Source organism: Rhodococcoides corynebacterioides NBRC 14404, from assembly GCF_001894765.1.
GTDB lineage: Bacteria > Actinomycetota > Actinomycetes > Mycobacteriales > Mycobacteriaceae > Rhodococcoides > Rhodococcoides corynebacterioides.
The window spans coordinates 228,244-253,519 of the sequence record NZ_BCWV01000002.1 but is presented as its reverse complement, the minus strand read 5'-3'; the positions used below and the strand labels follow the sequence as shown (position 1 = coordinate 253,519).

Sequence of the window (25,276 nt, the reverse complement as noted above, 5' to 3'; positions counted from 1 at the left end):
GATCGGTGAATGACGGCCTCGGGCACCTCCTCGCTTTCCCGCATGCAGCACAGCACGGCGTTCGAGCGCGCGGCCCGCGCCGGTCACGCCGTCAGCGGAGTCCTCCACCTGCTGATCGGGTGGATCACGATCCGCCTCGCGTTCGGACAGGGCGGCAATGCGGACCAGTCCGGCGCACTGGCCGAGCTCGCGTCGAAACCCGGTGGGCGCGCGGCACTCTGGGTCGCCGTCGTCGCCTTCGTGGCGTTGGCGCTGTGGCGCGTGACCGAGGCGGTGGTGGGCAAGAAGCGCGACTCGGGGTCGGACACGGGCGATCGCCTGAAGGCGGCGGCACTGGCCGTCGTCTACCTGGCGTTCGCGTGGTCCGCGTTCGGGTTCGCGCGCGGGTCGGGCCGATCGAGCGGGGAACAGAACGCGGGCATCACGGCTCGCCTGATGCAGTCGACCCCGGGCAAGGGCGTCCTGCTGGTCGCCGCCGCGGTGATCGTGGGGGTGGGCGTCTACCACGTCTACAAGGGGGTCTCCACGAATTTCCGCGACGATCTCGACGGGCCCGTGGGACGCGGCGTGACGTGGCTCGGCATCGCCGGATACACCGCGAAGGGGCTCGCGCTGGCCGGGGCCGGTCTGCTGGTGGCCGTCTCGGTCTTCACCTCGGACCCGAGCAAGTCCACGGGTCTCGACGGCGCGGTGAAGACCCTCGGCGCGCAGCCCTACGGGCAGGTACTGCTGGTGCTCGCCGGACTCGGCATCGGTCTGTACGGGCTCTACGCCTTCGTGCTCGCGCGGCGCGCCACGATGTGATCGGCGGAGCCGGATTCGTGGATCGGTTGTGCACAACTGAATTGTGCGCTACGTTGTTGGTGTGAACGACGTCCTCGCCCTCGACGCGCAGCTCTGCTTCGCGCTGTACTCGGCGTCGCGGGCCACCACGGCGGCCTACCGGCCCCTGCTGGAGCCGATGGGGCTGACGTACCCGCAGTACGTGGTCATGCTGGCGCTCTGGGAGCACGACGGCGCGTCGGTTCGGGAGCTCGGCGACCGCCTGGCCCTCGACTCCGGCACCCTGTCGCCGCTGCTGAAACGCATCGAGAGCCTCGGCCTGATCACGCGTCGACGCGACAGCGCCGACGAGCGCCGGGTCGGCATCCACCTCACCGACGCGGGACGGGCCCTGCGCGAGCAGGCCCTGCCCGTGCCCGAGTGCATCGCCCGGCAGTCCGGTCTCACCGCCGAGGAGGGCGAGCAGTTCGTCCACCTGCTCCGGCGCGTGGCGACGTCGCTCCGCACGCCCGATCCGAAACCCGATCTCCACCCCGACACGACGGAGGAACCCCGATGAAGACGCTCTACACCGCAGAGGCCCTGGCCACCGGCGACGGCCGCAACGGACACGGCCGCACCACCGACGGCCGTATCGACGTCGACCTCGCCACCCCGAAGGAGCTCGGTGGCGCCGGCAACGGCACCAACCCCGAGCAGCTCTTCGCCGTCGGCTACGCGGCCTGCTTCCACTCGGCACTCCGTTTGGTGGCCGGGCAGCAGAAGGCCGACGTCTCCGACTCCTCCGTCGGCGCCAAGGTGAACATCGGCCCGAACGACGCCGGCGGCTTCCAGCTCTCCGTCGAGCTCGAGGTGACCCTGCCGAACCTCGACCACGACACCGCGCAGGCGATCGCCGACAAGGCGCACGAGGTGTGCCCGTACAGCAACGCCACCCGCGGCAACATCGACGTGACGGTCACCGTCACCGACGACTGAGCGACGGTCACCGTCACCGACGACTAGAAGGTGTAGGTCACGCCCGTGAGCTTCTCGGACCTCTCCCAGAGCTCACGGGCGGTCCGCTCGTCGCGGGACGCCTTGTTGGACCCCACCTTCTTCGGGTGGCCGGCGACCTCGAGCAGTCCGTCCGGCCCGTAGTACCCACCCGGTGTCACCGAGGGGTCCGTGGCCGCGAAGAGTGCCGGCAGCGATCCCATGTACGCGCTCTGCGCGAAGAGCTTGTCGCTGATGTTCGAGAAGAAGTCCTGGTAGGACTCGGTCCGGCCGGTCAGCTCGGTCTTCGAGTACCCGGGGTGCGACGCCGCGGCGGTGACGGTGGATCCGGCCGCACGCAGGCGACGATCCAGCTCGTACGTGAACAGCAGGTTGGCCAGCTTGGACTGCCCGTAGGCCGCCCAGCGGTTGTACTTGCGCTGCTCGAAGTTGAGGTCGTCCAGCTTCAGCCCGGGGATCTGGTGGGCGAAGCTGCTCATGGTGACCACGCGGTCCTTCACACGATCGAGCAGCAGGCCCGTGAGGGCGAAGTGGCCCAGATGATTCGTCCCGAACTGCATCTCGAATCCGTCGGCCGTTCGCCCGTACGGCACGGCCATGATGCCCGCGTTGTTGATCAGCACGTCCACCTCGCCGGTGTTCTCGGCGAACTCGCGGACCGACGCGAGGTCGGCCAGGTCGAGGCGGCGCACCTGTGCGCGATCCCCGATCTCGGCGGCCACCGGCTCGGCCTTGGCGACCGTCCGGCACGCCAGGATCACCGTGGCGCCCGCGCGGCCGAGTGCCTTGGCCGCCTCCGCGCCCAGTCCCGAATTCGCACCGGTGACGAGGAACGTCCGTCCCGTCTGATTCGGGATGTCGGTCTCGACCCACTTGTGCTTCGTCGTCACTGTGTCCCCCTGCTCGTCGGCGCCGCGGCGGAGCTGCCGCGGTGCCGACAGTAGCCAAGACGGGAGTGCCGTGCCGCGGACCCCGAGCGGGATCGACCCGCCTAGGGTCGTCGAGTGCCCGTTCCGTTGCCCGTGCGCGACGGGTTGAATCCGACCCGCATCCGCATGCCCGACCCACCGGCGTCGTATTCGACGGTGGTGGCCTACCTGCGGGCGCGCTTTCCCGACGACGCCGACGCGCTGGCCGCGAAGGTCGACGCCGGCGAGGTGGTCGATGCGCGGGGCACCCCGATCACCGCGACCACTCCCCTGGTCCCCCGCGCCGACGTGTGGCTCCACCGCGACCCGCCCGCGGAGCCGGAGGTGCCGTTCGCGCTGCCGGTGCTGCACGCCGATCGCGACCTGGTGGTGGTCGACAAGCCGCACTTCCTGGCGACCACCCCACGCGGACGGTTCGTCGTCCAGTCCGCGCTGGTGCGGCTGCGTCGCGCACTCGGCAACGACGAGCTCTCCCCCGCGCACAGACTCGATCGACTCACCGCCGGCGTGCTCGTCTTCACCGCCCGTCCGGACGTCCGCCGGGCCTATCAGGAGATGTTCGCCGCACGCGCGGTGACCAAGGTGTACGAGGCGGTCGCCCCGGTCGGCGACGTCCCGAGCCTGATGCGCAGCCGCATCGTCAAGACCAGGGAGTCGCTGCAGGCCCGCGAGGTGCCCGGCGAGGTGAACGCGGAGACCCGCGTCGAGATCGTCGACTCCGCGGGCGATCTCGCGCTGTATCGGTTGCGTCCGTCGACCGGGAAGACCCATCAGCTCCGGGTGCATCTGGCGTCGGCGGGGGTGCCGATCGTCGGGGATTCCCTGTACCCGGTGCCGCGGGAGGTGGCCGTGGACGACTATCGCGATCCACTGCGTCTGCTCGCGCGCAGCATCGCGTTCGACGATCCGATCACCGGCGCACCGCGACGCTTCGAGTCCGCGCGGACCCTCCCGCCGTTCGGACCTGCGGGGTGTCGGTGATGGTGACGTTCGGGGCGCGTACGCCCCGGCGCCGCGGTGTCGTCACAGGGTCGCGCCGGGGCCCAGCACTCCGAGCAGCCGGATCGCCTCGGCGTCCCGAGACCCCGCGGGTGCGGTGTAGAGCACGAGTTGTTGATCCGACTCGGGAATCCCGAGCACGGTGCAGTCGACGGTGACCTCACCCACGACGGGGTGCTGGAAGCTCTTGCGCAGCGATGTCGGGGGTTGGATGTCACGACGTTCCCACAACCGAGTGAAGTCCGAACTCCCCGCGAGGAGTTCCTCGATCAGAGTCGTCACCTGCGGGTCGTTCGGGTACCGGGTGGAAGCCACCCGCAGCTGCATGACGGCACCTTGCCGGAACTCCTGCAGATCCGACACTCCGTAGAGCGCGGGCCGATCCGTCGTCCGCGGCAGGAACGCCTGCCGTGCCAGGTTCCGATCGGCGGGACTCACGCCGGCGAAGTCGTCCATCAACGCGCGGGCGAGATCGTTCCAGGCGATGACGTCGAACACCGCCGAGATGACGAACCCGGCGGTGTCGGGCAGTCGATCGAGCAACGTTCGGATGCCGGGCCGGACCGTTCGGCAGACGAGGGGATCGCGGGGACGCACCGTGTCCGTCAGATCGTGCAGATGGTCGGTCTCGCCGGGCGTGAGACGCAGAGCCCGAGCGAGTGCGGAGACCACCTCCACCGAGGGACGCGGCGCGCGACCTTGCTCGAGGCGGACGTAGTACTCGGTGGAGATGTGTGCGAGAACGGCCACTTCCTCGCGTCGAAGTCCGGGGGTCCGTCGTGACGACCCGGGAATCAGGCCGACGTCCTCGGGCCGAAGACGTTCGCGACGATTGCGCAGGAATGCGGCGAGCTCGGCGGTGTCCACGCCCTCGAGTCTGCCGCGATCGCCGCCCGCGAGGGTGGTACCGCTGCTACCAGTCGGACGCCCGCTCCCGGCGTGAGACTGGGCTCATGACAAGGACATCGGACACCGCACCCACCACCCACCCCATCGGCATGCTCGCCGGGAAGGTCGCACTCGTCACCGGCGCCAGTCGCGGCATCGGCGAAGCCGCCGCACGACTGTTCGCCGCGGAAGGCGCGGCGGTCGTCCTCGCCGCCCGCAGCACGGATGCACTGGACGCCGTCGTCGCCGACATCAGGGCGATGGGCGGCACCGCGACTGCCGTCGCCTTCGATCTGGGCGACCCCTCCGGTGCGCGGGCGCTGGTCGAGCGCGTCGAGGAATTGCACGGTCGACTCGACGTCGCGTTCAACAACGCCGCCGCCCTCCAACGGCCGGGGCCCCTCGACGAGACCGGCGCCGACGACATCGACACGCAGTTCGCGCTCAACTTCCGCGCGCAGTGGACGACGATGACGGTCGAAGCCGAGGCGATGCGACGGGCCGGCTCCGGCGCGATCGTCAACACCTCGAGCATCGGAAGCAGGCGTGCGAACCCCACACTGCCCGCCTACGGTGCCATGAAGCGAGCGCTCAACAGCCTCACCGAGACCGCGGCGGTCACCTGGGCGCCGCAGGGCATTCGGGTCAACGGGATCATGCCGGGCGGAACGGACACGGCGATGATCGACGAATGGGAACGTGCGACCCCTGGCATCCGTGACGGCATCGTCGCGTCGATTCCTCTGGGCCGTCTGGCAACACCGCGGGAGGTCGCCGAGGTGGCCGCATGGCTGCTCAGCGATCGCGCCTCGTTCGTCACCGGAGCGATCGTGCCCGTCGACGGGGGCTCCGGAGTGTGAGATCGGCCAACGCCCGCGCATCCCGTCCGGGGCGGTAGAGACGGTCGTTAGACTGCGCCGATGAGACTCGCCGCCACCGTCGTCACCGCCGCAGCCGCCCTCACCCTCGTGCTGTCCGGCTGCAGTTCCGAAGACCAGCAAGCCGCGCAGGACACGGCGGGCAACGTCGCCGAGAGCGCCCAGAACGCCGCCGAGGGTGCGGTGAGTTCGGCCCGCTCCGCCGCACCAGGCCTCGGATCGAGCGCCGAGAGCCTCGGCGACCGAGCGGGGTCGGTGTTCGACGACGCCAAGCGGGCCACCTTCGTCGCCGCGTACAAGGCCCAGTTCTCGGCACTGTCCGAAGGCAAGTCCGACGAGGAGATCGAGGCCCTGCTGGGCGGGATCTGCCAGCAGATCTCGGACGGCAAGGACGAGGCCGAGATCGAGACGGACATCGAGGCGCAGGCCACCAACAACGGCAACGCCCCCAGTGCGGACGAGGCCGGCCGCATCTTCGACCAGGCGAAACTCGCCTGCCCCTGATCGTCGCCGCGAGGTTGTCGGCGGGGCGGGTTAGCGTCGCAGCATGACCGCCCGCCCCGCCCGCCCGGCCGCCTCGCGAACCGTCCGCCCGACCGCCGGGTGTCCGGGCGTCGTGCCCCCGTACCTGCTGCAGCGGCTCGCGTCCGCACCCGCCGAGCGCAGCGCGCGGCTCGACACCGCGCCGTCCGTCGCGGAGCGCACGCTCGCACTCGACGCGGAACTGCGGCTGCGCCGTGACGGGGTGCGCGCCGGGGCGGCGTCCGGGTCCCGCGGCGCGGTGGCGGGCCGTCTGCAGCGCACCGTCGCCGACGCGAAGGGAACGCAGACCCTGCCCGGCGACGTCGTCCGTCGGGAAGGCGAGCCCGCGGTGGGCGATCCGGCCGCGGACGAGAGCTACGACGGGCTCGGCGTCACCTACGCGTTGTTCGACGAGGTGTACGGCTGGTCGAGCCTGGACGGTCGCGGACTGCCCCTCGACGCCACCGTGCACTACGGCGAGCAGTACGACAACGCGTTCTGGGACGGCGACCGCATGGTGTTCGGCGACGGGGACGGCGAGGTGTTCACCCGCTTCACCGTCTCGCTGTCGGTGATCGCGCACGAACTCGCACACGGGTTCACGCAGTACACCTCGCAGCTGGAGTACTCCGGCCAGTCCGGAGCGCTCAACGAGTCGATCTCGGACGTCTTCGGCGTCCTCGCCGAGCAGCGTGCGCGGAACGAGAACGCCGAGGACGCGTCGTGGCTGGTCGGCGAGGGCCTGTTCCTTCCCGACGTGCAGGGCACCGCCCTCCGGTCGATGCTGCGCCCCGGCACCGCGTACGACGACGACGTCCTGGGCCGAGACCCCCAGCCCGCGGACATGGCCGGGTACGTCGAGACCACCGAGGACAACGGCGGCGTCCACATCAACTCCGGCATCCCCAACCGCGCGTTCGCGGAGGCCGCCGTGGCCCTCCGCGGGCCGGCCTGGGACCGCCTCGGCCAGGTCTGGTTCGACACCTGCACCGGCGGAACCTTGACGCCCACCGCGGACTTCTCTGCCTTCGCCGCCGCCACCGTCGCCGCGGCGGCGACGCGGTACGGGGCCGGGTCCGACGTTCACCGGGCCGTCCTGCAGGGGTGGTCTACCGTGGGTCTCGGGCAGGGTCTCGGTGACGGCCTCGAGCAGGGCGGATCCGACGCTTCGGACGAGGTGAGCAGGAGGACGTGACGTGGACATCGTGGTGGTGCGCAGCGGCGGCGTGGCGGGGATGACCCGGCGCGCAGCGGTGGACACGGCCACGCTGGGCGACGCCGCCTCCGAGTGGGAACACCTCGTGCAACAGGCGATCCCGCAGATCGTCGACCTGCCCGCGCTGGCCGATCAACGCGTCCGGGACGCCTACTCCTGGACGCTGAAGATCGGCGAACACCGATGCGAGACACCGGATTCCGCCCTCACCGGCGCACTCCGGGAATTGGCCGAGCGCACCCTGCGCGAGGGCCGGCGGCCGCGCTGACCCCCTCGCCCGGATCGCGTCAGCCCAGCAGCCGGGCCACCTCGGCCGCCGCCCGCCCACCGGAGACCAGGGCGCCCTGAATCGAGGGTGTGTCCCGGTGATCGCCCGCCATGAGCACGCGCTCACCCGTCCGCAGCGGCCGTCGGAGCGGCGTTCCGGCGGCCTGGACGGGCAGCGCCCGCGTCACGTCGTGACGGACGATCACCCGCCACGACGCGGTCGAGGTGGCCCAGAGTCGGGCCAGTTCGGCGCGCACGGTGGCCTCCTCGGCGGGACCGGCGTCACCGAGCAGCGTCGTCGCCTCCACGAGGGTGCGGCCGGGGGGCGCGTAGCCCGGGGCGATGGCGCTCAGCTGCGCGGTGTTCACCACGGCACTCCCGGTGCCCGAGATCCGAAGGAAAGCATCGGGCTCCAACCCGTCGGCCTCGAACCACCACGTCGACAGACCCCGCATCGGCGACGTCGCCGCCGACGTCAGGTCGGCGGCGTCGCTCGCGTCCGTCGCGATCACGACGGCCCGGGCCCGTAGCGTCGTGCCGTCGGCGACACCGACTTCCGGCACCCGGCCGTCGGTGACCCGCTCGACGCGGGTGGAGTACGTCACGTCGACGCCCTCGGCCCGCGCGAGCTGCTCGGGGAAGGCCTGCATGCCGCGGTCGGGAACACCGGGCGTCGCCAGCAGGAAGCTGCGCAGAACCAATCGGACGTAACGATCCGAGGTGTTGCCGACTCCATCGGCGAGGACCCCGCTGAGGAACGGCGCCAGAATCGACTCGCGGAGGGGTCCGCGCACTCCCAGTCGGTCCCAGTCCGCAGCGAGGGCGGCGTCCGGAGCGGACTCGAGGCGCCGGACCGAGCCCAGCGCCGGCAGCGCCCACCGCGCGGCGCCGGCCACCGTCCGGGGGCGCAGGAGCCCCAGGCCGACGGCCGAGCGCACCGTCGCGGCGAGCAGTCCGGGGTGGCGAGTGGGATCGGCGAGGCTGCGAGCCCGGCCGGACCCGTCGACCACCCGCACTCCCCGACCGGCGGTGCGCAGATCGAGAGCGTCGACGTCGACGTGGCGCCGCACCGCCGGATACGACGGGTTGAGCAACTGGAAGCCGCGGTCGCACCGGAACCCGTCGACGACGTCGGTGCGGATCCGTCCGCCGGGGGCGGTGTCGGCCTCGAGAACGCGGGCGGTGATTCCGCGGCGGTGCAGGGCGGCGGCGCAGCGAAGTCCGGCGATGCCCGCCCCCACCACGATGACGTCGGCGTCGATGTCGCTCATGGGATGTCGATACCCCGCCGGCGCTGTCGCCTATCGAAACCGGATCCAACCCCCGAACGACGAACGACCACCTGCACGGGCAGGTGGTCGTGGATCGTGGTGGCCAGAGCCGGGATCGAACCGGCGACCTTCCGCTTTTCAGGCGGACGCTCGTACCAACTGAGCTACCTGGCCGAGGATGTCCGATCGAACTACTGGACACCGGTTGTGCACATGTTTTGCGACCCTGACGGGACTCGAACCCGCGACCTCCGCCGTGACAGGGCGGCGCGCTAACCAACTGCGCCACAGGGCCTTGCTGTACTGCTGTCGAACTCGAACTGCTGTCGTGCTCGCCCGGAGAACCTTACTGCATCTCCCGGCCGGAACAAATTCGCTCCGTGTCGGGGGTTCCCGACCATCTCGGCGCTGTCACCACACCGACACGTACCCCCTACGGGATTCGAACCCGCGCTACCGCCTTGAAAGGGCGGCGTCCTAGGCCGCTAAACGAAGGGGGCCCGCCGGATTGCTCCGGCCTCACCCTCCGGCGCGTGCCGTTGGGAGCTTCGATAGCTTAGGACACCGCCGCTTCGACTTCCAAATCTGCAGGTCGGACGGCAATTCGAGGCTCGGGACCCCCGGGCGCGTCAGGCGTCCGCGCCCACCGGGGCGAGCACGTCACGCCACCCGCGGGCACGCCAGCCGTCGAGCCACTCCGGCGACGCCATGGCCATCAGGAGGACCTCGAGCGACTCCTCGAACAGCGTGGCCAGATCGGTCTCGTCGGCCGTCAGGTCGGACATGTACCGCTGGCCGGCGAGCGAGGTCACCAGAACGCGGGTGAACTGTCGGGGATCGATGTCCGGACGCAGCAGCCCCTCGCGGTGCGCTTCCGCGGCGAGATCGAACGCCGCCTGCCCCCAGATCGCCCCGGCACCTTCACGGATGGTCGCATAGAACTCCGGCTCGATGATGAGACGGAATTCCGCGCGCACGACGACACTCTCGTCGAAGGACCGCGCCAGTTCCACGATGAGGGAATGCAGCCACTCGAGAGCGTCCACACCCGCTGGGCGTGGGGTCGACATGATCTCGCGGTACTTCTCGCTCGCGGTCTGCAGAACCGCGCGCGCCAGGTCTTCCTTGGAACTGAAATGGAAGTACATCGCGCCCTTGGTGGCGCGGGACCCTTCCAGAATCGTGTTCACCGACGCGGCGGTGTACCCGCGCTTGCTGAACTCGTGGGCCGCGGCCTCGACGATCGCCGCACGGGTCCGTCGGGCGCGTTCTTGCTGTGCCATTGCGCGTGTGCCTCCGAATTGGGCGCCTCGCGGCGCCGTGAAAGTGACGCGAGCGTAACCGACAATCCTGAGAACTCCCTCGAACCCGCCCGAAAACAGCCCGGGAGTGCCATTTGATCGACCGGCCCGGTCGATGCATTCGGTTCCGCGGTCACATTCGAGAACGATTCGTCGTGTCCGGAAAGCCCGAATACCGATGCGCGTGAACGGCTGTGCACACGTACCCGACTCCAGGGTACGCGCGCCGACCCGGCAGTCGCTGTCGTCCGCGCGATGCCGAGCGCCGCGTCCCCGCCGGCGCCGATCGGACGAGCTGCGGGCGCTCATCGGCCGGCGTGTGGTGATGAGTACACTTCTGCCACGTCCGCCCCTGCGGCGGCGACGCCTGCCCCTATAGCTCAGTTGGTAGAGCTACGGACTTTTAATCCGCAGGTCCCAGGTTCGAGCCCTGGTGGGGGCACCGAGAACGACGGCCGGGCCGAGGTGCGCACACCCCCGGCCACTCCCCGTCCGCACAGTGCCGGTCGCCGGTCTTACGGACATTTCACAGCCGGTCGGGCGGCTCCGCCGGGCCTATACTCGAACCGGTCGGCACGCTCGCCCGTAACCGAACTCGATGCCCGTTCGATGGGCGTTATCGAGATACGCGTTCGGGGTCGCCGGCGCGGCCGAGGTCGCACAGCGAGGCCAGAAGAGACACCCCACATCACGGTTACGGTGCCGTAGGCTGTCTCGGATCGACATCGACACGGAGGATTGGCATGGCACGGGATCTGACCCAGCTCGAGCTGCTCAGCGAGCTGCAGCCGGTTGCGGAGGAGAACTTGAACCGGCACCTCTCCATGGCCAAGGAATGGCACCCGCACGATTACGTCCCGTGGGACGAGGGGCGGAACTTCGCCGCCCTCGGCGGTGAGGACTGGTCGGCCGAACAGTCGCAGCTGGACGAGGTGGCGAAGGCCGCCATGATCACGAACCTGCTCACCGAGGACAACCTGCCCTCGTACCACCGCGAGATCGCGGAGAACTTCTCGCAGGACGGCGCGTGGGGCACCTGGGTGGGGCGGTGGACGGCCGAGGAGAACCGCCACGGCATCGTCATGCGCGACTACCTCGTGGTGACCCGCGGCGTCGATCCCGTGGCCCTCGAGAACGCCCGCATGGAGCACATGACCAACGGTTTCGCCTCCCCCGCCGGGGAGGAGGGCGAGCAGATGGGCTTCCTGCACTCGGTCGCCTACGTCACGTTCCAGGAGCTCGCCACCCGCGTCAGCCACCGCAACACCGGCAAGGTCTGCAACGACCCCATCGCCGACCGCATGCTCCAGCGCATCGCGGCGGACGAGAACCTGCACATGATCTTCTACCGCAACCTCTGCGGCGCAGCGCTCGATCTGTCTCCGGACCAGGCGCTGAAGGGGGTGTCGGACATCGTGCAGAACTTCGTGATGCCCGGCGCGGGCATGCCGAACTTCCGGCGCAACGGTGTCCTCATGGCCAAGCACGGCATCTACGACCTCCGCCAGCACCTCGAGGACGTCGTCATGCCGGTTCTGCGCAAGTGGAAGATCTTCGAGCGCACCGATTTCGGCGCCGCGGGCGAGCAGACCCGCGACGAACTGGCCGCGTTCCTCGAGAAGCTCGAGGGACAGGTGCTCAAGTTCGAGGAGCAGCGCGACCGCATGCTCTCCCGCGAAGCGGCGAAGCGGCAGGCTGCTCAGGCCTCCTGACCCGGTCACCGGGGGTCGACTCGGCCGAACTGGCCGTGACCGCCCCGTGACCCGTATTCTCGATGATGCCCGGCCCCCCGTCCGACGGCGGCCGGGCATCGTTCTGTCGACACGCCGACTCTCCCGTCGGCCCCCGAGTGCGTTTGGTGCGTGATGTCCCCATGGCTTTGCAGATCGGTTCGTTGACGCTGCGCAGTCCGGTGGTCCTCGCCCCCATGGCCGGCGTCACCAACGTCGCGTTCCGCACCCTGTGCCGCGAGCTCGAGGACGAGCTGACCGGATCCACGTCGGGTCTGTACGTGTGCGAGATGGTCACCGCGCGCGCGCTCGTGGAGCGGCAGCCCGCCACGCTGCACATGACCACGTTCGGGCCCACCGAAACGCCGCGATCGCTGCAGCTCTACACCGTCGATCCGCAGACCACCTACGACGCCGCGAAGATGATCGTCGACGAGGGCATGGCCGATCACATCGACATGAACTTCGGATGCCCCGTGCCGAAGGTGACCCGCAAGGGCGGCGGCGCGGCCCTGCCCTACAAGCGTTCTCTGTTCGGTGCGATCGTCGCCGCGGCGGTGCGCGCCACGGAGGGCACCGACATCCCCGTCACGGTCAAGTTCCGCATCGGCATCGACGACGCCCACCACACCCACCTCGACGCCGGACGGATCGCGGCGGCCGAGGGCGCGGCGGCGGTGGCCCTGCACGCGCGGACCGCCGCGCAGCGGTACTCCGGCACGGCCGACTGGTCCGAGATCGCGCGGCTGAAGGACCACGTGCGCGACGTCCCCGTCCTGGGCAACGGCGACATCTTCCACGCCGACGACGCCGCTCGGATGATGGCCGAGACCGGGTGCGACGGCGTCGTCGTCGGGCGTGGGTGCCTCGGTCGGCCGTGGCTCTTCGCCGAACTGTCCGCCGCGCTGCGCGGCACGGAACGCCCGACGCCACCGACCCTCGGCCGCGTCGCCGACATCATGCGTCGACACGCGGAACTGCTCGCCGACCACCACGGCGAGGACCGCGGGCTGCGGGAGATGCGCAAGCACGTCGCCTGGTACATGCGGGGCTTCCCCGCGGGCTCGGATCTGCGCCAGAAGATGGCCACCGTCTCCACGCTGGTAGAACTCGACGGGCTGCTCGACCAGCTCGATCCCACCGTTCCGTTCCCCCCGGACGCCGAGGGTCCCCGCGGACGACAGGGTTCGCCCTCGTCGGTCGCGCTGCCCGACGGGTGGTTGGACGACCCGGAGGATCGTTCCGTCCCGGCGGGCGCCGATCTGATGCACTCCGGCGGATGATCGCTAGGATTGCGTCGATCGCGCGACCTGCGGTCGGTGCACGAGAGGGAGACCGCACGCGTGGGTGACGACGACGAGACGCGCGCACCCGGCGCCGGCCGACGTGCCCCGTGGGAACGTCCGATCTCCCGCCTCCACGACCACGACCCCGAGTCCGCCACGGACTTCTCGCCGGAGCCGTCCCGCGACGACGAGACGAGCGCCGACCTCCCGGCGTCGACTCCTCGGAACGCCCCCGCCGACACCCCTGCCCCGACCGACGATGCGGACGCCCGCCTGTCCGTCGCGGAACTGGTCGACAAGGTCGCCCGCATCACCTCCCGCCGTCGGGACGGCGGGAGCGAGGACGCACCCGCCGCGACCCCGCCTCCCACCCCTTCGGCACCCGCGCCGACGCCGACTCCCACACCACCGGTCGAGAACGAGAACGCACCGGCGACCGAGGACGATCCCACCGTCGTGCTGCCCGCCGCGGCGCCCCCGCGCAAGGGACCCGAAGCGGTGGGCCCCCTCGCACCCCCCGCCCTGACCCGGCTCGCCCTGTCGAAGGCCCGCAAGCGGGCGCGGATGCGGCTCGCCGGCCGGGTGTCCGTCGCCCTGGTCTCCGTGCTCGCTCTGCTGCTCACCGGCATCGTCTGGGGCTACCTGCGCGCCACCGACCGCGGCTTCGCCCAGGTCTCGGCGTTGGACACCGAATCGACGGACGTCGTCGACGCGCCGGGGCAGTACGGCGACGAGACCTACCTCATCGTCGGGACCGACACCCGCGCCGGCGCCAGCGGCGAGGTCGGCGCGGGCAGCGAGCTCGACGCCGAAGGCGCGCGGTCCGACACCGTGATCCTCATCAACATCCCGGCCGATCGCAGCCGCGTGGTCGCGGTGTCCTTTCCGCGCGACCTCGACGTGACCCGGCCCGAGTGCCAGGCCTGGGATTCGACCACCGGCGACTACACCGACGAGGTCTATCCGGCGGCGGACGGCGACAAACTGAATGCGACGTACGCGCTCGGCGGCCCGAAGTGCCTGGTCAAGGTGATCCAGAAGATGTCCGGTCTGCGCATCGGGCACTTCGTCGGCATCGACTTCGCCGGCTTCGAGTCCATGGTGGACGAGGTCGGCGGCGTCGACGTGTGCACCACGCAACCGCTGATCGACGACGAGCTCGGCACCATCCTCCCCACGACCGGTGAGCAGCGGGTGGACGGCCGCACCGCGCTGAACTACGTCCGTGCCCGCAAGGTCGAGGCCGAGGGGACGGGCGACTACGGCCGCATCAAGCGTCAGCAGGTCTTCCTCTCCTCGTTGCTGCGGTCGGTGCTGAGCAACCGCGTGCTCTTCGATCCGGGCAAACTCAACGGCTTCGTCACCGCGTTCACACGCGACACCTTCGTCGAGAACGTGAAGACGGCCGACCTCCTCACGCTCGGCAAGTCACTGCGCGGAGTCGACGCCGGGGCGGTCACGTTCCTCACCGTCCCGACGGCCGGCACCACGTACTACGGCAACGAGATCCCGCGGACCGACGACATCGACGCGATCTTCCGCGCGGTCATCGACGACCAGCCGCTGCCCGGTGAGCAACGTGCACCCGAGACCTCCCCGACCCCGGAGGACACCCGCGCGGTCGCCACCACACCGCAGATCGCCCTCGACCCCACCGCGGTGTCGGTGCAGGTGTCCAACGGTTCCGAGATCGGCGGACTCGCGGCCACCACGGCGGAGTCGCTGGCGGCGTACGGCTTCCAGATCGTGGGCACGGGCAACGCCGACACCACGACGACCGGTCCGACGGTGGTGCGCTACGGACCGGGCTCGATCGCGGAGGCCGCCACGGTCGCGAGCACCCTTCCCGGTGCGGTCCTCGAGGAGACGACGTCGCTCGGCGGCATCGTCGAGGTGGTCCTCGGCAGCGCCGACACCGGCACCGTGACCGCGCCCACCCCGGTCGGCGAGACGCTTCCGACCTTCGACACGGCCGTCGCCGGCGCACCCACCGACGTGGCGCTGCCGAGCGACCTCACGGTGACCAACGCCGCCGACGCGACCTGCATGTAGTCGGCTGCTCGGCATTCACTCGCCGTTCACCGGCTGCATCCCGGCCCGATCACCGCCCGGGCCTAGAATCGGTCCATGCGCGTGGCTTACAACGAACAGATGACCGAGCTCGCCGACCTGCTGGGCGAGATGGCCGGGCTCGCCGGTCAGGCCATGGAGCGGGCCACGCAGTCCCTCCTCCAGGCCGATCTTCGCATCGCCGAACAGGTGATCGGCGACCACGAGCGCATCACCGATCTCAGCGCCCAGGCCGAGGAGCGTGCGTTCGCGCTGCTGGCCCTGCAGGCCCCCGTCGCCGGCGATCTCCGCTCCGTGGTGTCCGGCATCCAGATCGTCGCGGACATCGACCGCATGGGCGCACTCGCACTCCACGTTGCCAAGATCGCCCGTCGGCGCCATCCGGCCCACGCCCTCCCGGAAGAGGTCAACGGTTACTTCGCCGAGATGGGCCGCATCGCCGTCGCGCTCGGCGGGTCGGCACGTGAGGTCCTCGAGACGCGCGATCCCGAGCGGGCCGCGAAACTCCGCGAGGAGGACGAGGCGATGGACGACCTGCACCGCCACCTGTTCAGCGTCCTGATGGACCGCGAGTGGAAGCACGGTGTGGCCGCCGCCGTCGACGTGACGCTGCTCGGCCGGTTCTACGAGCGTTTCGCCGACCACGCCGTGGAGGTCGGTCGCCGCGTGATCTTCCTCGTCACCGGTGAACTCCCCTCCGACATGCCGACGCCGCCGGCGCAGCACGTCAACTAGCCGCCTATCCGGCACCACCGCCACGAGCACGAGAAAGGGCGCCCCTCGCGAGAGGGGCGCCCTTCGTCGTCGTCGTCGGATCTCTAGCCGAAGCGGCCGGAGATGTAGTCCTCGGTGGCCTTCTTCGAGGGGTTGGAGAAGATCTTCTCGGTGTCGTCGATCTCGATGAGGTTGCCGGGCTTGCCCGTGGCCTCGAGGTTGAAGAAGCCGGTCTGGTCGCTGACGCGGGCCGCCTGCTGCATGTTGTGCGTGACGATCACGATGGTGAAGTCCTTCTTGAGCTCACCGATCAGATCCTCGATCGCGAGGGTCGAGATGGGGTCGAGCGCCGAGCAGGGCTCGTCCATCAACAGGACGTCCGGCTGCACGGCGATCGCGCGCGCGATGCACAGCCGCTGCTGCTGACCGCCGGAGAGGCCGCCGCCCGGCTTGTCGAGCCGGTCCTTGACCTCGTTCCAGAGGTTCGCGCCCTTGAGAGAGTTCTCGGCGACCTCGTCGAGTTCCTTCCTGCTCCGGCCGCCCTGCAGCTTGAGCCCGGCCACCACGTTGTCGCGGATGGACATGGTGGGGAACGGGTTCGGGCGCTGGAACACCATGCCGATGGTGCGGCGGACGCCCACCGGGTCGACGCCGGCGCCGTAGATGTCCTCGCCGTCGAGCTTCACCGAGCCCTCGACACGCGCACCCGGAGTCACCTCGTGCATGCGGTTGAGGGACCGCAGCACGGTCGACTTGCCGCAGCCGGACGGACCGATGAAGGCCGTCACACTGCGCGGCGGAACGGACAGCGTCACGTTCGACACGGCGTGGAACTTGCCGTAGTAGATGTTGACGTTGTCGAGATCGAGTCGTTTTGCCATGACGAAGCCCTTCGGTCAGAAACTCTTGGGGGCGAAGAAGCGGGAGACCAGCTTCGCGCCGATGTTCAGCACCGCGACGATGAGGATGAGGGTCAGCGCTGCGCCCCACATCCGCTCGCTGGTGAGGACGGCCGTACCGGCCTTCTGCAGGTCGACCATCATGAGCGGCAGCGAGGTCTGCGGCCCGGCGAACAGGTTGAAGTTGATGGCGGTGGCGGATCCCACGAGGATCAGGACCGGCGCCGTCTCCCCCATCACGCGCGCCAGCGCGAGCATGATGCCGGTGACGATGCCGGACAGCGCCGTCGGCAGCACGATCTTGGCGATCGTCTTCCACTTGGGCACGCCCAGGGCGTACGAGGCCTCACGCAGATCCTGCGGCACGATCCGCAGCATCTCCTCGGCGGAGCGCACGATCACCGGGATCATGAGGAGCACGAGCGCGAGAGACACCGCCAGGCCGGAGCGATCGAACCCGAACGTGGCGATCCACAGCGCGTAGACGAACAGCGCGGCCACGATGGACGGCACACCGGTGAGGATGTCGACCATGAAGGTGGTCGCGCGGGCCAGGCGAGTGCCCTGCCCGTACTCCACCAGGTAGATCGCGACGAAGATGCCGATCGGGATGGAGATCAGCGCGCAGAACAGGCCCTGCAGCAGGGTGCCGACGATCGCGTGGTACGCGCCGCCGCCCTCACGGAACGGCGTGACACCGGCCTGCGAGAACGTCCACCAGTCGGCCGTCGCGACGGCACTGATTCCCCGCGAGACCACGGTATAGAGCACCCACACCAGCGGAACGAGGGCGATCAGAACGGCCAGGGAGACCAGGACCGTCGCGGCACCGTCGGACGCCTTGCGACGGACGGACACGCCCTGGAAGGTCGGCTCCTTGACGGGCCGGTCCATGGTGGCGGTGCCACCGGCTGTGCTCGTGTCGGCCACGATCAGTCCTTCTTTCCGGCGATGGCGGCGCGGGCGCCGGCGTTGACGAGGAAGGTCAACACGAAGAGCACGAGTCCGGCGGCGATGTACGCGCCGGCCTGCAGCTCGTTGTTGAACTCCGCCGCGGCGAGGGCGATCTTGGTGGCGAAGGTGTTGCCCCCGTCGAAGAGCGTCCAGCCGAACGTCTGCTGCGTGCTGCGAATGATGATGTAGAGGGCGATGGTCTCGCCGAGCGCGCGGCCCAGGCCGAGCATCGACCCGCTGACGAAGCCGGACTTGCCGAACGGGATCACCGTGGTGCGTACCACTTCCCAGCGGGTGGCACCCAGGGCCAGCGCGGCCTCGATCTGCCCCTTGGGGGTCTGCACGAACACCTCGCGGGTCACCGCGGCGATGATCGGCAGGATCATCACGGCGAGGACGATCGCGCCGGTGAAGATGGTGCCGCCGCCGGCGATGGACACCGAGCCGGTGGCGAACAGCGGAATCCACGACAGGTTCGCGTTCAACCATTCCGCGACCGGCGAGATGGCCGGGGCCAGCACGTAGAGGCCCCAGAGACCGAACACGATGGACGGCACCGCGGCCAGCAGGTCGATGACGTAGCCGAGCGGCCCCGCCAGACGCTTCGGCGCGTAGTTGGTGAGGTAGATCGCGATACCGAGAGCGACGGGCATCGCCAACACGAGGGCGACGATCGACACGGTCGCGGTGACCAGGAAGAGGTCACGGACACCGAACACCATCGCCGAGGTGTCCGACGTCGACCACTGGCCGTTGTAGGTGAAGAAGTTGACCGTGTTGTTCTGCAGCGCGGGAATCGCCCGCCACAGCAGGAACGCGCCGATGGAGGCGATGAGAACGATGACGAACACACCCGAGCCGGTGGCCAGAGTGGAGAAGATGCGGTCACCCGGGCGGGTGACCGTCTTGTTGCTCTTGGTGTCGGGCACTGGCGTCGGCGCTTCCGTCCTTCGAGCGACGCCGGCCGTGGTCGCCGTGGCCGGAGTGATGTCGCTGATCGAATGAGTGTCGCTCATACCGCTCACAGTCTCGTGTCGTGGGGGTACGGCGTCGCCTGCACCGTGATCCGTGGTGTCGGGCATGGTGCAGGCGACAACCAGTGTGTCAGGAAATGGCGTTGATCGCGGTCACCAGACGCTCCTTGAAGGCGTCCGGCAGCGGCACGTACCCGGCCTCCTCGAGGCCTTCCTGGCCCTCGTTGGCGGCGCTGAGCAGGAACGACTTGACCGCAGCCGACGTATCGGCGTCGTAGCCGGCCGAGCACACGATCTCGTAGGTGGCGAGCACCAGCGGGTAGGAATCGGCCTCGCTCGAGGTGAAGAGCGCGTCGGTGTCGAGCACGAGGTCGTTGCCCTCGCCCGAGAAGGTCACGGCGTCGATGGCGCGGGCGGCGGTCTCGCTGCTCAACTCCACAGGGCCGGCACCGAAGTCGAGGCGCGCGGTGGCGAGGTTCTCCTGGTCGGCGAAACCCTTCTCGACGTAGGTGATCGAGCCGGGGGTCGCGGCGGCGGCCTGGGCGACACCGGACGAACCGTTGGCGCCCTCGCCGACTCCACCGGCCCAGTCGGAGCTGTGGTCCAGGGTCCAGGACTCGGGCGCCGCGTCGGAGAGGAAGCGCTGGAAGTTGTCGCTGGTACCCGAGGAGTCGGAGCGGTAGATCGGGGTGATCGGCGTGGACGGCAGGGACACGCCCTCGTTGACGGCGGCGATCGCCGGGTCGTTCCACGTGGTGATGCGGCCGGTGAAGATCTGGGCGACCAGATCCGGCGTCAGCACCAGATCGTCGACACCGTCGAGGGTGTAGGCGACGGCGACGGGGCCGAAGACCAGCGGGAGGTTCCAGGCGGGGTTGCCGGCGCAGCGCGTGGCGGCGTCGGCGGCCTGCTGCTCCTTGATGGCGGAGTCGGAGCCGGCGAAGTCGACCAGGCCGGCGACGAACTGGGTCCGGCCGTTGCCGGAGCCGCTGACGGTGTACTCCACGGCCTGGCCGGCGCAGACACCGGAGTAGACCGAGGTGAAGTTGGACATGGCGTTCTGCTGGGCCGACGAACCCTCACCGGTGATCGGGCTCTTGCCCTCACAGGTCGCCGCGGACTCGCTGCCGCCGGCGGCCTCGACGTTCGCGTCGCTGCCACATGCGGCCAGCGTCATGCCGCCGGCGGCCAGGACACCCAGAAGGGCAATGCTGCGCTCGAGCTTCACCTGTCTCCTCCAAGACCAGCCCGCAACGGTCCGTGTCGACCGGCGGGCGCGAGAGATGCGGTGACGTGACCGCAACGGACAACACGCGCTGCCCGAAGCGAAAGGTAAGGGGCCTGCGTGGACGAATCCCCGCGCGCATGTGAACGGAAGGTGAACAGGCGGACGCCGTGCCCGATTACCGGTGCGATATCCGTCTCAGCGACGAGCGAACGCGGTGTCCGTGTGGAAACGGGTGAAACCGAGCCGATCGTAGGTGTGCACCGCCGCGGCGTTGTCGGCCTCGACGTAGAGCAACACCTCGGGCAGACCCGCGTCCACCAGATGGCGGACGCCGGCGAGTGTCAGCACCCGCCCCAGACCCCGACCCTGCTCGGCCGGATCGATCCCCACGACGTACACCTCGCCGAGTGCCGGATCGGATCCCGCGGGTGCATGCACCTTGGTCCAGTGGAACCCGAGCAGCCGGGTGTCGTCGTCGGCCGGGGTGGCGACGAACAGTCCCGCCGGGTCGAACCACGATTCGGCCTTGCGCTCGTCGATGTCCGCCTGCGTCCACCCGCCCTGCTCCGGATGCCAGGAGAACGCGGCGTTGTTGACCCGCAGGATCTCGGCATCGTCACCCGGACGGTAGGTCCGCACGACGATCCCGTCGGGCGTCGTCGACTCCGGCAGCGCCTCCGACGACGGACGACGCATCTGCAGCAGTTCCCGCGCGATCACGAGATCTAGTCGCTCGGCGACGCGCTGCGCCGCGGGCAGATGACCGTGCGCCCACACCCGCGCCCCCGGGACGTCGAGCACGTGGTCGACCAGACGCGTCCCGACGCCGTGACCCCGGCGATCGGGGTGGACGACCACCTCGGCGATCTGTGGCGCCGACTCGGTCGCCGCGGTGACGACGGCGTAGCCGACCGGCACGTCGTTCTCCATGGCGACGACGTGACGGTCCTCGCCGCGGCCGTCGAGTGCGCGCACGCCCTGCTCGGAGAGCGGAGCGGTCCCGTCCACGGTGATCGCGCGCTCGATCGCGTCGTGGATCGCGGCACGCTCGCCGTCGGTGGGGCGTCGATCGGCCAGGACGACGGTCACGTGAGCAGCTCGTTTCTCGGGTCGATGCGGGCGTCGTCGGAACTCGCACCGTCGGAATTCGCACCGTCGGAATTCGCGCCGCCGGTGTCATCGGTGGAGTCGGCCGGGTCCGCCGGGTCTGCGTCGGCGCCGCCCTTGCGGGCCGACGGACGCACCGCCTTGTAGCCGACGTTGCGGACCGTGCCGATGAGCGACTCGTACTCCGAGCCGAGCTTGGCGCGCAGGCGCCGTACGTGCACGTCGACGGTGCGGGTGCCACCGAAGAAGTCGTATCCCCAGACCTCCTGCAACAGCTGGGCGCGCGTGAAGACGCGGCCGGCGTGCTGGGCCAGGTATTTCAGGAGCTCGAACTCCTTGTACGTCAGGTCGAGCGGTCGTCCCCGCAGTCGGGCCGTGTAGGTGCCCTCGTCGATGACCAGCTCGCCGAGCGTGATCTTGCCGGTGGCCTCGGTGTCCGCGACGCCGCCGTGACGACCCGCCGACAGCCGCAATCGCGCGTCGAGCTCGGCGGGACCCGTGGTGGGCAACAGGATGTCGTCCACGCCCCACTCGGAATTGACGGCCACGAGACCGCCCTCGGTGAGAACGGCCACCACGGGGACGGAGGATCCGGCCGCCCCGAGCAGACGGCAGAGGCCGCGCGCCGCCGCGAGGTCGGTCCGGGCGTCGACCACCGCGATGTCCGCGTTGCCCGCCTCGAGCAGCGACGACACGTCGGCCGGCACGGGGCGCACGTGATGGGCGAGCAGGGACAGGGAGGGCAACACCGAATCCGGGTTCGCATCGGAGGTCAGCAGCAGCAGCTCCATGCGGCCCTCCTCTCCCGGTGTGTGCGCCGAGGGACAGACTAGCCTGTGGCACGGGCGATGCCGGGTCACGGCAGCCCCGTCCACCCGAGCCGGACGGGTGCACGGCCGAAGAGGAAGGACCGCAGTGCGCACACTGACCGTCGGGCTCGTTGCCCTGGTGGCCGTTCTCCTGGCCGTCGATTTCGGCGCCGCGGCCTACGCCGAGTACCGCGTCTCGCGGGCGCTGCGCGACGGCGGCGATCTCGTCGCCGATCCCGACGTCACCGTCCACGGTTTCCCGTTCCTGACGCAGTTCGCCGACGGCCGGTACTCCCGCGTGGAGATTCGCGCCCGCGAGGTCCCGACGCCCTACGTCGAGAAGACCACGATCGAGGCCACCCTGCGTGACGTGCGCATTCCGCCGTCCGATCTGGTCGACGGTGCCGTGCGCACGGTGCCCGTGGGCGAACTCGACGCCCGGGTCCGGATCGAGGCCACCGACCTCGGTCGGTTCCTGGACATTCCCGATCTGCAGGTCTCGGCACCGCCCGCCGACCGGTCCGACGGCACGGGCGGCTCGGGCGGCTCGGGCGAGACCACGGCGGGCGCGGTGGTCCTGTCCGGAACCGTCCCGGTCGGACCCGTCGACACCGCCGTCAGCGTGACCGCGGAACTCCGGCTCGACGGCCGTGGTGTGTCCATCGTCGCAACCGACCTGTACTTCGGCCCGGAGGGCAGGGCGGACTACACCATCCCCGACTTCCTGAAACCGGCCGTGCTCGGACTCTTCACGCGCACCATCGACGAGCAGCAACTGCCCTTCGGTCTGCGCCCCACCGAGGTCACCGCCGAGGGCGGTCAGATCGTCATCGAGGGCGAAGCCGACGACGTCACGGTCGACCTGAGCGAGATCAGGACCTCGTGACCGGGATCCTCGTGCTCCTCGCGGTCGTGGTGATCGCGGTGCTGATCGGGCTGATCGTCCGGCGACGCGACGGGGCCGTCCGCGCGGGCCGCGGCGGTGGGCCGGACGCGTCCCGTCGACAGGCCCTGACGGCCGCGGGTGCCGCGGCGGGGTCGGTGACCGTGTTGCACTTCTCCGCCGAGTGGTGCGGACCCTGCAGTGCGGTGCGCCGCGTGGTCGCCACGAGCGTGCAGGCCCTCACCGACGACGGCCTCCGCGTCCGCGACGTCGAGGTCGACATGGAGGAGAACCCCGACCTCGCCCGCGATTTCCGCGTCATGTCGCTGCCCACCACCGTCGTGCTCGACGGCGATCTGCGCGAGCGTTTCCGTGCTTCCGGCGTGCCCGGGTCGGCCGATCTGCGGGCCGCCGTCCTGGCCGCCACGGCGCCCGAGCAGGGCTGAGCGGGAGACGGTCGTCACCACCCGCGCTGCCGGAACGGCGACGACGTGCGTACGATGGGCGCCGTGATCGCCAGCCGCGAGCTTCTGCTCACCCGACGCCGCACAGTGGATCTGTGCCGCCTCGGCGGCTGTTGCTGCCGCTGCCGCTGAATCACCGGCTCTCCACGCCGACCGCACTCGCGTGCGACGCGCCCCGATCGGGCCCCTCCCGCGACGGCCCGGCGCCCCACGGACGAGCCACCCCCGACACCCGCCGCACGGCCGTGTGTCCCCTCCCGGTTCGCAGCCCATCCCGCAGGAGCATCCCGCAGTGTCCCTTCACCACACGGAACCGTCCCACTCCGATTCCCACTCCGATTCCCACCCGGCGTCCCGGTCGGCCTCGACCTCGCCCGTCCCCCGCGTCGACGTCCGCGGTCCCCGCACCGTCGCCTGGGTGACCACCGCCGTGCTGGCCGTCGTCCTCCTCCTCGCCGGCGCGAGTGCCATCGCCGCAGCCGTCCTGCTCGGCATCCAGGCCGTCGTCTTCGCGGTCGGCGCGATCCGTGGACCCGCGGGGCACCCCTACGGCGTCGTGCATCGCGCCCTGGTCGCCCCGCGCCTCGGTCCCGTGAGCGAGACCGAGCCGGTCCCGCCGCTGAAGTTCGCCCAGGCCGTCGGGTTCGTCTTCGCCCTCGTCGGCACCGTCGGCTTCGCCGTCGCCGTCCCGGCCCTCGGCTTCGTCGCCACCGGCTTCGCCCTGATCGCGGCCATCCTCAACGCCGCCTTCGGCCTCTGCCTGGGCTGCAAGCTCTACCCGCTCGCGAGCCGGATCCTCCCGGCCCGCACCACCGCAGTTCCGTCCTGACCCGACTTCACCTTCCGAGCACCGACCGCATCACCGAAAGGAAACCCATGGCCCGCTCCGACGTCCTGGTCTCTGCCGACTGGGCCGAGCAGAACCTGAACGCCCCGAAGACCGTGTTCGTCGAGGTCGACGAGGACACCAGCGCCTACGACGGCGGTCACCTCGAGGGCGCCGTGCGCCTCGACTGGAAGAAGGATCTGCAGGACCCGGTCCGTCGCGACTTCCTCAACCAGAAGCAGTTCTCCGACCTGCTCTCCGAGCGCGGCATCGCCAACGACGACACCGTGATCCTCTACGGCGGCAACAACAACTGGTTCGCCGCGTACGCCTACTGGTACTTCAAGCTCTACGGCCACCAGGACGTCAAGCTCATCGACGGCGGCCGCAAGAAGTGGGAGCTCGACGGTCGGCCGCTGTCCAAGGACACCGTGGAGCGCGAGCGCACCCACTACGAGGCGCAGACCCCGGACCTGTCCATCCGCGCGTTCCGCGACGAGGTCATCGACGCCATCGGTACCAAGAACCTCGTCGACGTGCGCTCCCCCGACGAGTTCTCCGGCAAGATCCTCGCCCCCGCACACCTTCCGCAGGAGCAGGCGCAGCAGCGCGGCCACGTCCCCACCGCCATCAACATCCCGTGGAGCACCACTGCCAACGAGGACGGCACCTTCAAGGACGACGACGCCCTGGAGGCGTTGTACAAGGAGAAGGGCTACGACGACGAGAAGGCGACCATCGCCTACTGCCGCATCGGCGAGCGCTCCAGCCACACCTGGTTCGTGCTCAAGGAGCTGCTCGGCAAGCAGGATGTGAAGAACTACGACGGCAGCTGGGTCGAGTACGGCTCCCTCGTCGGTGCCCCCATCGAGCTGGAGGTGCGCTGACCATGTGCGGAGCACCCGTTCAGGGACAGACCCTGCCCGCCGGAGTGGACGTCGAGAAGGAGACCGTGATCGTCGGTCGCGTCCTCTCGGCCGAGGACCAGCAGCCCGTCGGTGGCGCGTACGTGCGACTGCTCGACGCGTCCGGTGAGTTCACCGCCGAGGTGGTCGCCTCCGGGACTGGCGACTTCCGATTCTTCGCGGCCCCCGGCACGTGGACGCTGCGCGCGCTGTCCTCGACCGGCAACGGCACGGCCGGCATCGCCCCCGAGTCCGCCGGCGTCCACAGCGCCGACGTGCTCGTCAGCAAGTAGCCCGAACCCCCAGCAGCTCGAACACCACAGCAGCCCCGCCCCGATCTCGGGGCGGGGCTGCTGCGTTATTTACCCGGCTCCGCC

At 70.1% G+C, this 25,276-nt stretch carries 27 protein-coding genes and 4 tRNA genes; 18 read left to right on the top strand and 13 right to left on the bottom strand.

Features of this window, described 5'->3' with window-relative positions; all coding sequences use genetic code 11:
• Positions 1–9 precede the first annotated feature (9 nt).
• From RC2_RS02540 to RC2_RS02530, 3 genes are all read left to right on the top strand, one after another.
• Positions 10–804 carry a DUF1206 domain-containing protein gene (locus tag RC2_RS02540; protein ID WP_072681010.1) on the top strand — a complete coding sequence of 265 codons (795 nt, stop codon included), beginning with the start codon at positions 10–12 and terminating at the stop codon, positions 802–804.
• Between the two features lie 61 nt (positions 805–865).
• Positions 866–1,342, top strand: a complete 477-nt coding sequence (locus tag RC2_RS02535; protein WP_072681008.1) for a MarR family winged helix-turn-helix transcriptional regulator — start codon at positions 866–868, stop codon at positions 1,340–1,342.
• On the top strand, positions 1,339–1,761 hold the full coding sequence (locus RC2_RS02530) for an organic hydroperoxide resistance protein (RefSeq protein ID WP_072681006.1): 423 nt from the start codon (positions 1,339–1,341) through the stop codon (positions 1,759–1,761). Before RC2_RS02535 ends, RC2_RS02530 begins: the two co-directional genes overlap by 4 nt.
• Positions 1,762–1,784: 23 nt before the next feature.
• Here RC2_RS02530 and RC2_RS02525 read toward each other — a convergent pair whose 3' ends face one another.
• A complete protein-coding gene (locus tag RC2_RS02525) occupies positions 1,785–2,669 on the bottom strand; it encodes an oxidoreductase (RefSeq protein WP_072681004.1) in 885 nt (294 codons plus the stop codon).
• Between the two features lie 165 nt (positions 2,670–2,834).
• On the opposite strand from RC2_RS02525, the gene RC2_RS02520 reads away from it, so the two are divergent.
• Positions 2,835–3,689: a pseudouridine synthase gene (locus RC2_RS02520; RefSeq protein WP_174552292.1), complete on the top strand. Its 855-nt coding sequence runs from the start codon at positions 2,835–2,837 to the stop codon at positions 3,687–3,689.
• Between the two features lie 42 nt (positions 3,690–3,731).
• Here RC2_RS02520 and RC2_RS02515 read toward each other — a convergent pair whose 3' ends face one another.
• Positions 3,732–4,574: a helix-turn-helix transcriptional regulator gene (locus tag RC2_RS02515; RefSeq protein WP_072680999.1), complete on the bottom strand. Its 843-nt coding sequence runs from the start codon at positions 4,572–4,574 to the stop codon at positions 3,732–3,734.
• 86 nt (positions 4,575–4,660) lie between these two features.
• Here RC2_RS02515 and RC2_RS02510 point away from each other — a divergent pair, with 86 nt between their 5' ends.
• The 4 genes from RC2_RS02510 to RC2_RS02495 are packed head-to-tail and all read left to right on the top strand — an operon-like array spanning position 4,661 to position 7,479.
• Entirely contained in the window at positions 4,661–5,455 is a 795-nt protein-coding gene (locus tag RC2_RS02510; protein WP_072680997.1) for an SDR family NAD(P)-dependent oxidoreductase, read from the top strand.
• A gap of 60 nt (positions 5,456–5,515) precedes the next feature.
• Positions 5,516–5,977, top strand: coding sequence for a hypothetical protein (locus tag RC2_RS02505; RefSeq protein ID WP_072680995.1), 462 nt, complete (start codon positions 5,516–5,518; stop codon positions 5,975–5,977).
• Positions 5,978–6,020: 43 nt separating this feature from the next.
• Complete coding sequence (locus tag RC2_RS02500; RefSeq protein ID WP_072680993.1) at positions 6,021–7,190, top strand: M4 family metallopeptidase; 1,170 nt, start codon at positions 6,021–6,023, stop codon at positions 7,188–7,190.
• 1 nt (position 7,191) lies between these two features.
• Positions 7,192–7,479, top strand: a complete 288-nt coding sequence (locus RC2_RS02495) for a protealysin inhibitor emfourin (protein ID WP_068145316.1) — start codon at positions 7,192–7,194, stop codon at positions 7,477–7,479.
• A gap of 19 nt (positions 7,480–7,498) precedes the next feature.
• Here the strand turns inward: RC2_RS02495 and RC2_RS02490 are convergent, their stop codons facing one another.
• The 5 genes from RC2_RS02490 to RC2_RS02470 all read right to left on the bottom strand — a co-directional run bounded on the left by RC2_RS02490 (position 7,499) and on the right by RC2_RS02470 (position 10,032).
• Positions 7,499–8,749: an FAD-dependent oxidoreductase gene (locus RC2_RS02490; RefSeq protein ID WP_068145314.1), complete on the bottom strand. Its 1,251-nt coding sequence runs from the start codon at positions 8,747–8,749 to the stop codon at positions 7,499–7,501.
• 97 nt (positions 8,750–8,846) lie between these two features.
• Positions 8,847–8,923, bottom strand: a tRNA-Phe gene (locus RC2_RS02485).
• A 47-nt stretch (positions 8,924–8,970) separates the two neighbouring features.
• A tRNA-Asp gene (locus RC2_RS02480) sits at positions 8,971–9,044 on the bottom strand.
• 132 nt (positions 9,045–9,176) lie between these two features.
• Positions 9,177–9,249 (bottom strand) — tRNA-Glu (locus RC2_RS02475).
• Between the two features lie 129 nt (positions 9,250–9,378).
• Entirely contained in the window at positions 9,379–10,032 is a 654-nt protein-coding gene (locus tag RC2_RS02470) for a ScbR family autoregulator-binding transcription factor (RefSeq protein WP_068145311.1), read from the bottom strand.
• Between the two features lie 387 nt (positions 10,033–10,419).
• Between RC2_RS02470 and RC2_RS02465 the strand changes: the two genes are divergently transcribed.
• The 5 genes from RC2_RS02465 to phoU all read left to right on the top strand — a co-directional run bounded on the left by RC2_RS02465 (position 10,420) and on the right by phoU (position 15,871).
• Positions 10,420–10,492, top strand: a tRNA-Lys gene (locus tag RC2_RS02465).
• A 301-nt stretch (positions 10,493–10,793) separates the two neighbouring features.
• The gene (locus tag RC2_RS02460; protein WP_068145309.1) at positions 10,794–11,762 is read left to right on the top strand and encodes an acyl-ACP desaturase; all 969 of its coding nucleotides are present in this window, start codon (positions 10,794–10,796) and stop codon (positions 11,760–11,762) included.
• A gap of 161 nt (positions 11,763–11,923) precedes the next feature.
• Complete coding sequence (dusB, locus tag RC2_RS02455; protein WP_068145306.1) at positions 11,924–13,063, top strand: tRNA dihydrouridine synthase DusB; 1,140 nt, start codon at positions 11,924–11,926, stop codon at positions 13,061–13,063.
• Between the two features lie 60 nt (positions 13,064–13,123).
• Positions 13,124–15,118 carry an LCP family protein gene (locus RC2_RS02450; RefSeq protein ID WP_072681146.1) on the top strand — a complete coding sequence of 665 codons (1,995 nt, stop codon included), beginning with the start codon at positions 13,124–13,126 and terminating at the stop codon, positions 15,116–15,118.
• A 75-nt stretch (positions 15,119–15,193) separates the two neighbouring features.
• A complete protein-coding gene (gene phoU / locus RC2_RS02445) occupies positions 15,194–15,871 on the top strand; it encodes a phosphate signaling complex protein PhoU (RefSeq protein ID WP_068152854.1) in 678 nt (225 codons plus the stop codon).
• An 83-nt stretch (positions 15,872–15,954) separates the two neighbouring features.
• Here the strand turns inward: phoU and pstB are convergent, their stop codons facing one another.
• From pstB to RC2_RS02415, 6 genes are all read right to left on the bottom strand, one after another.
• Entirely contained in the window at positions 15,955–16,731 is a 777-nt protein-coding gene (gene pstB / locus RC2_RS02440; RefSeq protein ID WP_068152853.1) for a phosphate ABC transporter ATP-binding protein PstB, read from the bottom strand.
• A gap of 15 nt (positions 16,732–16,746) precedes the next feature.
• Positions 16,747–17,643: a phosphate ABC transporter permease PstA gene (gene pstA / locus RC2_RS02435; protein ID WP_068152864.1), complete on the bottom strand. Its 897-nt coding sequence runs from the start codon at positions 17,641–17,643 to the stop codon at positions 16,747–16,749.
• 38 nt (positions 17,644–17,681) lie between these two features.
• Positions 17,682–18,719 (bottom strand): phosphate ABC transporter permease subunit PstC, encoded by a 1,038-nt coding sequence (gene pstC, locus RC2_RS02430; protein WP_068152850.1) that lies wholly within the window; start codon positions 18,717–18,719, stop codon positions 17,682–17,684.
• Between the two features lie 88 nt (positions 18,720–18,807).
• Positions 18,808–19,905, bottom strand: coding sequence for a phosphate ABC transporter substrate-binding protein PstS (pstS, locus tag RC2_RS02425; protein ID WP_068152847.1), 1,098 nt, complete (start codon positions 19,903–19,905; stop codon positions 18,808–18,810).
• Between the two features lie 195 nt (positions 19,906–20,100).
• A complete protein-coding gene (mshD, locus tag RC2_RS02420; RefSeq protein WP_371828718.1) occupies positions 20,101–20,994 on the bottom strand; it encodes a mycothiol synthase in 894 nt (297 codons plus the stop codon).
• Entirely contained in the window at positions 20,991–21,803 is an 813-nt protein-coding gene (locus RC2_RS02415; RefSeq protein ID WP_068152844.1) for a winged helix-turn-helix transcriptional regulator, read from the bottom strand. Before RC2_RS02415 ends, mshD begins: the two co-directional genes overlap by 4 nt.
• Before the next feature lie 124 nt (positions 21,804–21,927).
• On the opposite strand from RC2_RS02415, the gene RC2_RS02410 reads away from it, so the two are divergent.
• The 5 genes from RC2_RS02410 (at position 21,928) to RC2_RS02390 (ending at position 25,192) form a co-directional block, all read left to right on the top strand.
• Positions 21,928–22,707 carry an LmeA family phospholipid-binding protein gene (locus RC2_RS02410; protein WP_068152841.1) on the top strand — a complete coding sequence of 260 codons (780 nt, stop codon included), beginning with the start codon at positions 21,928–21,930 and terminating at the stop codon, positions 22,705–22,707.
• Positions 22,704–23,150: a thioredoxin family protein gene (locus RC2_RS02405; protein WP_072680991.1), complete on the top strand. Its 447-nt coding sequence runs from the start codon at positions 22,704–22,706 to the stop codon at positions 23,148–23,150. Before RC2_RS02410 ends, RC2_RS02405 begins: the two co-directional genes overlap by 4 nt.
• 310 nt (positions 23,151–23,460) lie before the next feature.
• Positions 23,461–23,997: a DUF4395 domain-containing protein gene (locus RC2_RS02400; RefSeq protein WP_068153460.1), complete on the top strand. Its 537-nt coding sequence runs from the start codon at positions 23,461–23,463 to the stop codon at positions 23,995–23,997.
• 47 nt (positions 23,998–24,044) lie between these two features.
• Complete coding sequence (locus tag RC2_RS02395) at positions 24,045–24,881, top strand: sulfurtransferase (protein ID WP_068153456.1); 837 nt, start codon at positions 24,045–24,047, stop codon at positions 24,879–24,881.
• Between the two features lie 2 nt (positions 24,882–24,883).
• Positions 24,884–25,192, top strand: a complete 309-nt coding sequence (locus tag RC2_RS02390; protein ID WP_068153455.1) for a DUF1416 domain-containing protein — start codon at positions 24,884–24,886, stop codon at positions 25,190–25,192.
• Positions 25,193–25,276 lie beyond the last annotated feature (84 nt).

Bases quoted from the DNA above. Each gene is read 5' to 3' on its own strand.
- RC2_RS02540 (WP_072681010.1), top strand. From the start codon at position 10: ATGACGGCCTCGGGCACCTCCTCGCTTTCCCGCATGCAGCACAGCACG.
- RC2_RS02530 (WP_072681006.1), top strand. From the start codon at position 1,339: ATGAAGACGCTCTACACCGCAGAGGCCCTGGCCACCGGCGACGGCCGC.
- RC2_RS02520 (WP_174552292.1), top strand. From the start codon at position 2,835: ATGCCCGACCCACCGGCGTCGTATTCGACGGTGGTGGCCTACCTGCGG.
- RC2_RS02510 (WP_072680997.1), top strand. From the start codon at position 4,661: ATGACAAGGACATCGGACACCGCACCCACCACCCACCCCATCGGCATG.
- RC2_RS02505 (WP_072680995.1), top strand. From the start codon at position 5,516: ATGAGACTCGCCGCCACCGTCGTCACCGCCGCAGCCGCCCTCACCCTC.
- RC2_RS02500 (WP_072680993.1), top strand. From the start codon at position 6,021: ATGACCGCCCGCCCCGCCCGCCCGGCCGCCTCGCGAACCGTCCGCCCG.
- RC2_RS02490 (WP_068145314.1), bottom strand. From the start codon at position 8,749: ATGAGCGACATCGACGCCGACGTCATCGTGGTGGGGGCGGGCATCGCC.
- RC2_RS02470 (WP_068145311.1), bottom strand. From the start codon at position 10,032: ATGGCACAGCAAGAACGCGCCCGACGGACCCGTGCGGCGATCGTCGAG.
- RC2_RS02460 (WP_068145309.1), top strand. From the start codon at position 10,794: ATGGCACGGGATCTGACCCAGCTCGAGCTGCTCAGCGAGCTGCAGCCG.
- dusB (WP_068145306.1), top strand. From the start codon at position 11,924: ATGGCTTTGCAGATCGGTTCGTTGACGCTGCGCAGTCCGGTGGTCCTC.
- phoU (WP_068152854.1), top strand. From the start codon at position 15,194: ATGCGCGTGGCTTACAACGAACAGATGACCGAGCTCGCCGACCTGCTG.
- pstB (WP_068152853.1), bottom strand. From the start codon at position 16,731: ATGGCAAAACGACTCGATCTCGACAACGTCAACATCTACTACGGCAAG.
- pstA (WP_068152864.1), bottom strand. From the start codon at position 17,643: ATGGACCGGCCCGTCAAGGAGCCGACCTTCCAGGGCGTGTCCGTCCGT.
- pstC (WP_068152850.1), bottom strand. From the start codon at position 18,719: ATGAGCGACACTCATTCGATCAGCGACATCACTCCGGCCACGGCGACC.
- RC2_RS02415 (WP_068152844.1), bottom strand. From the start codon at position 21,803: ATGGAGCTGCTGCTGCTGACCTCCGATGCGAACCCGGATTCGGTGTTG.
- RC2_RS02395 (WP_068153456.1), top strand. From the start codon at position 24,045: ATGGCCCGCTCCGACGTCCTGGTCTCTGCCGACTGGGCCGAGCAGAAC.
- RC2_RS02390 (WP_068153455.1), top strand. From the start codon at position 24,884: ATGTGCGGAGCACCCGTTCAGGGACAGACCCTGCCCGCCGGAGTGGAC.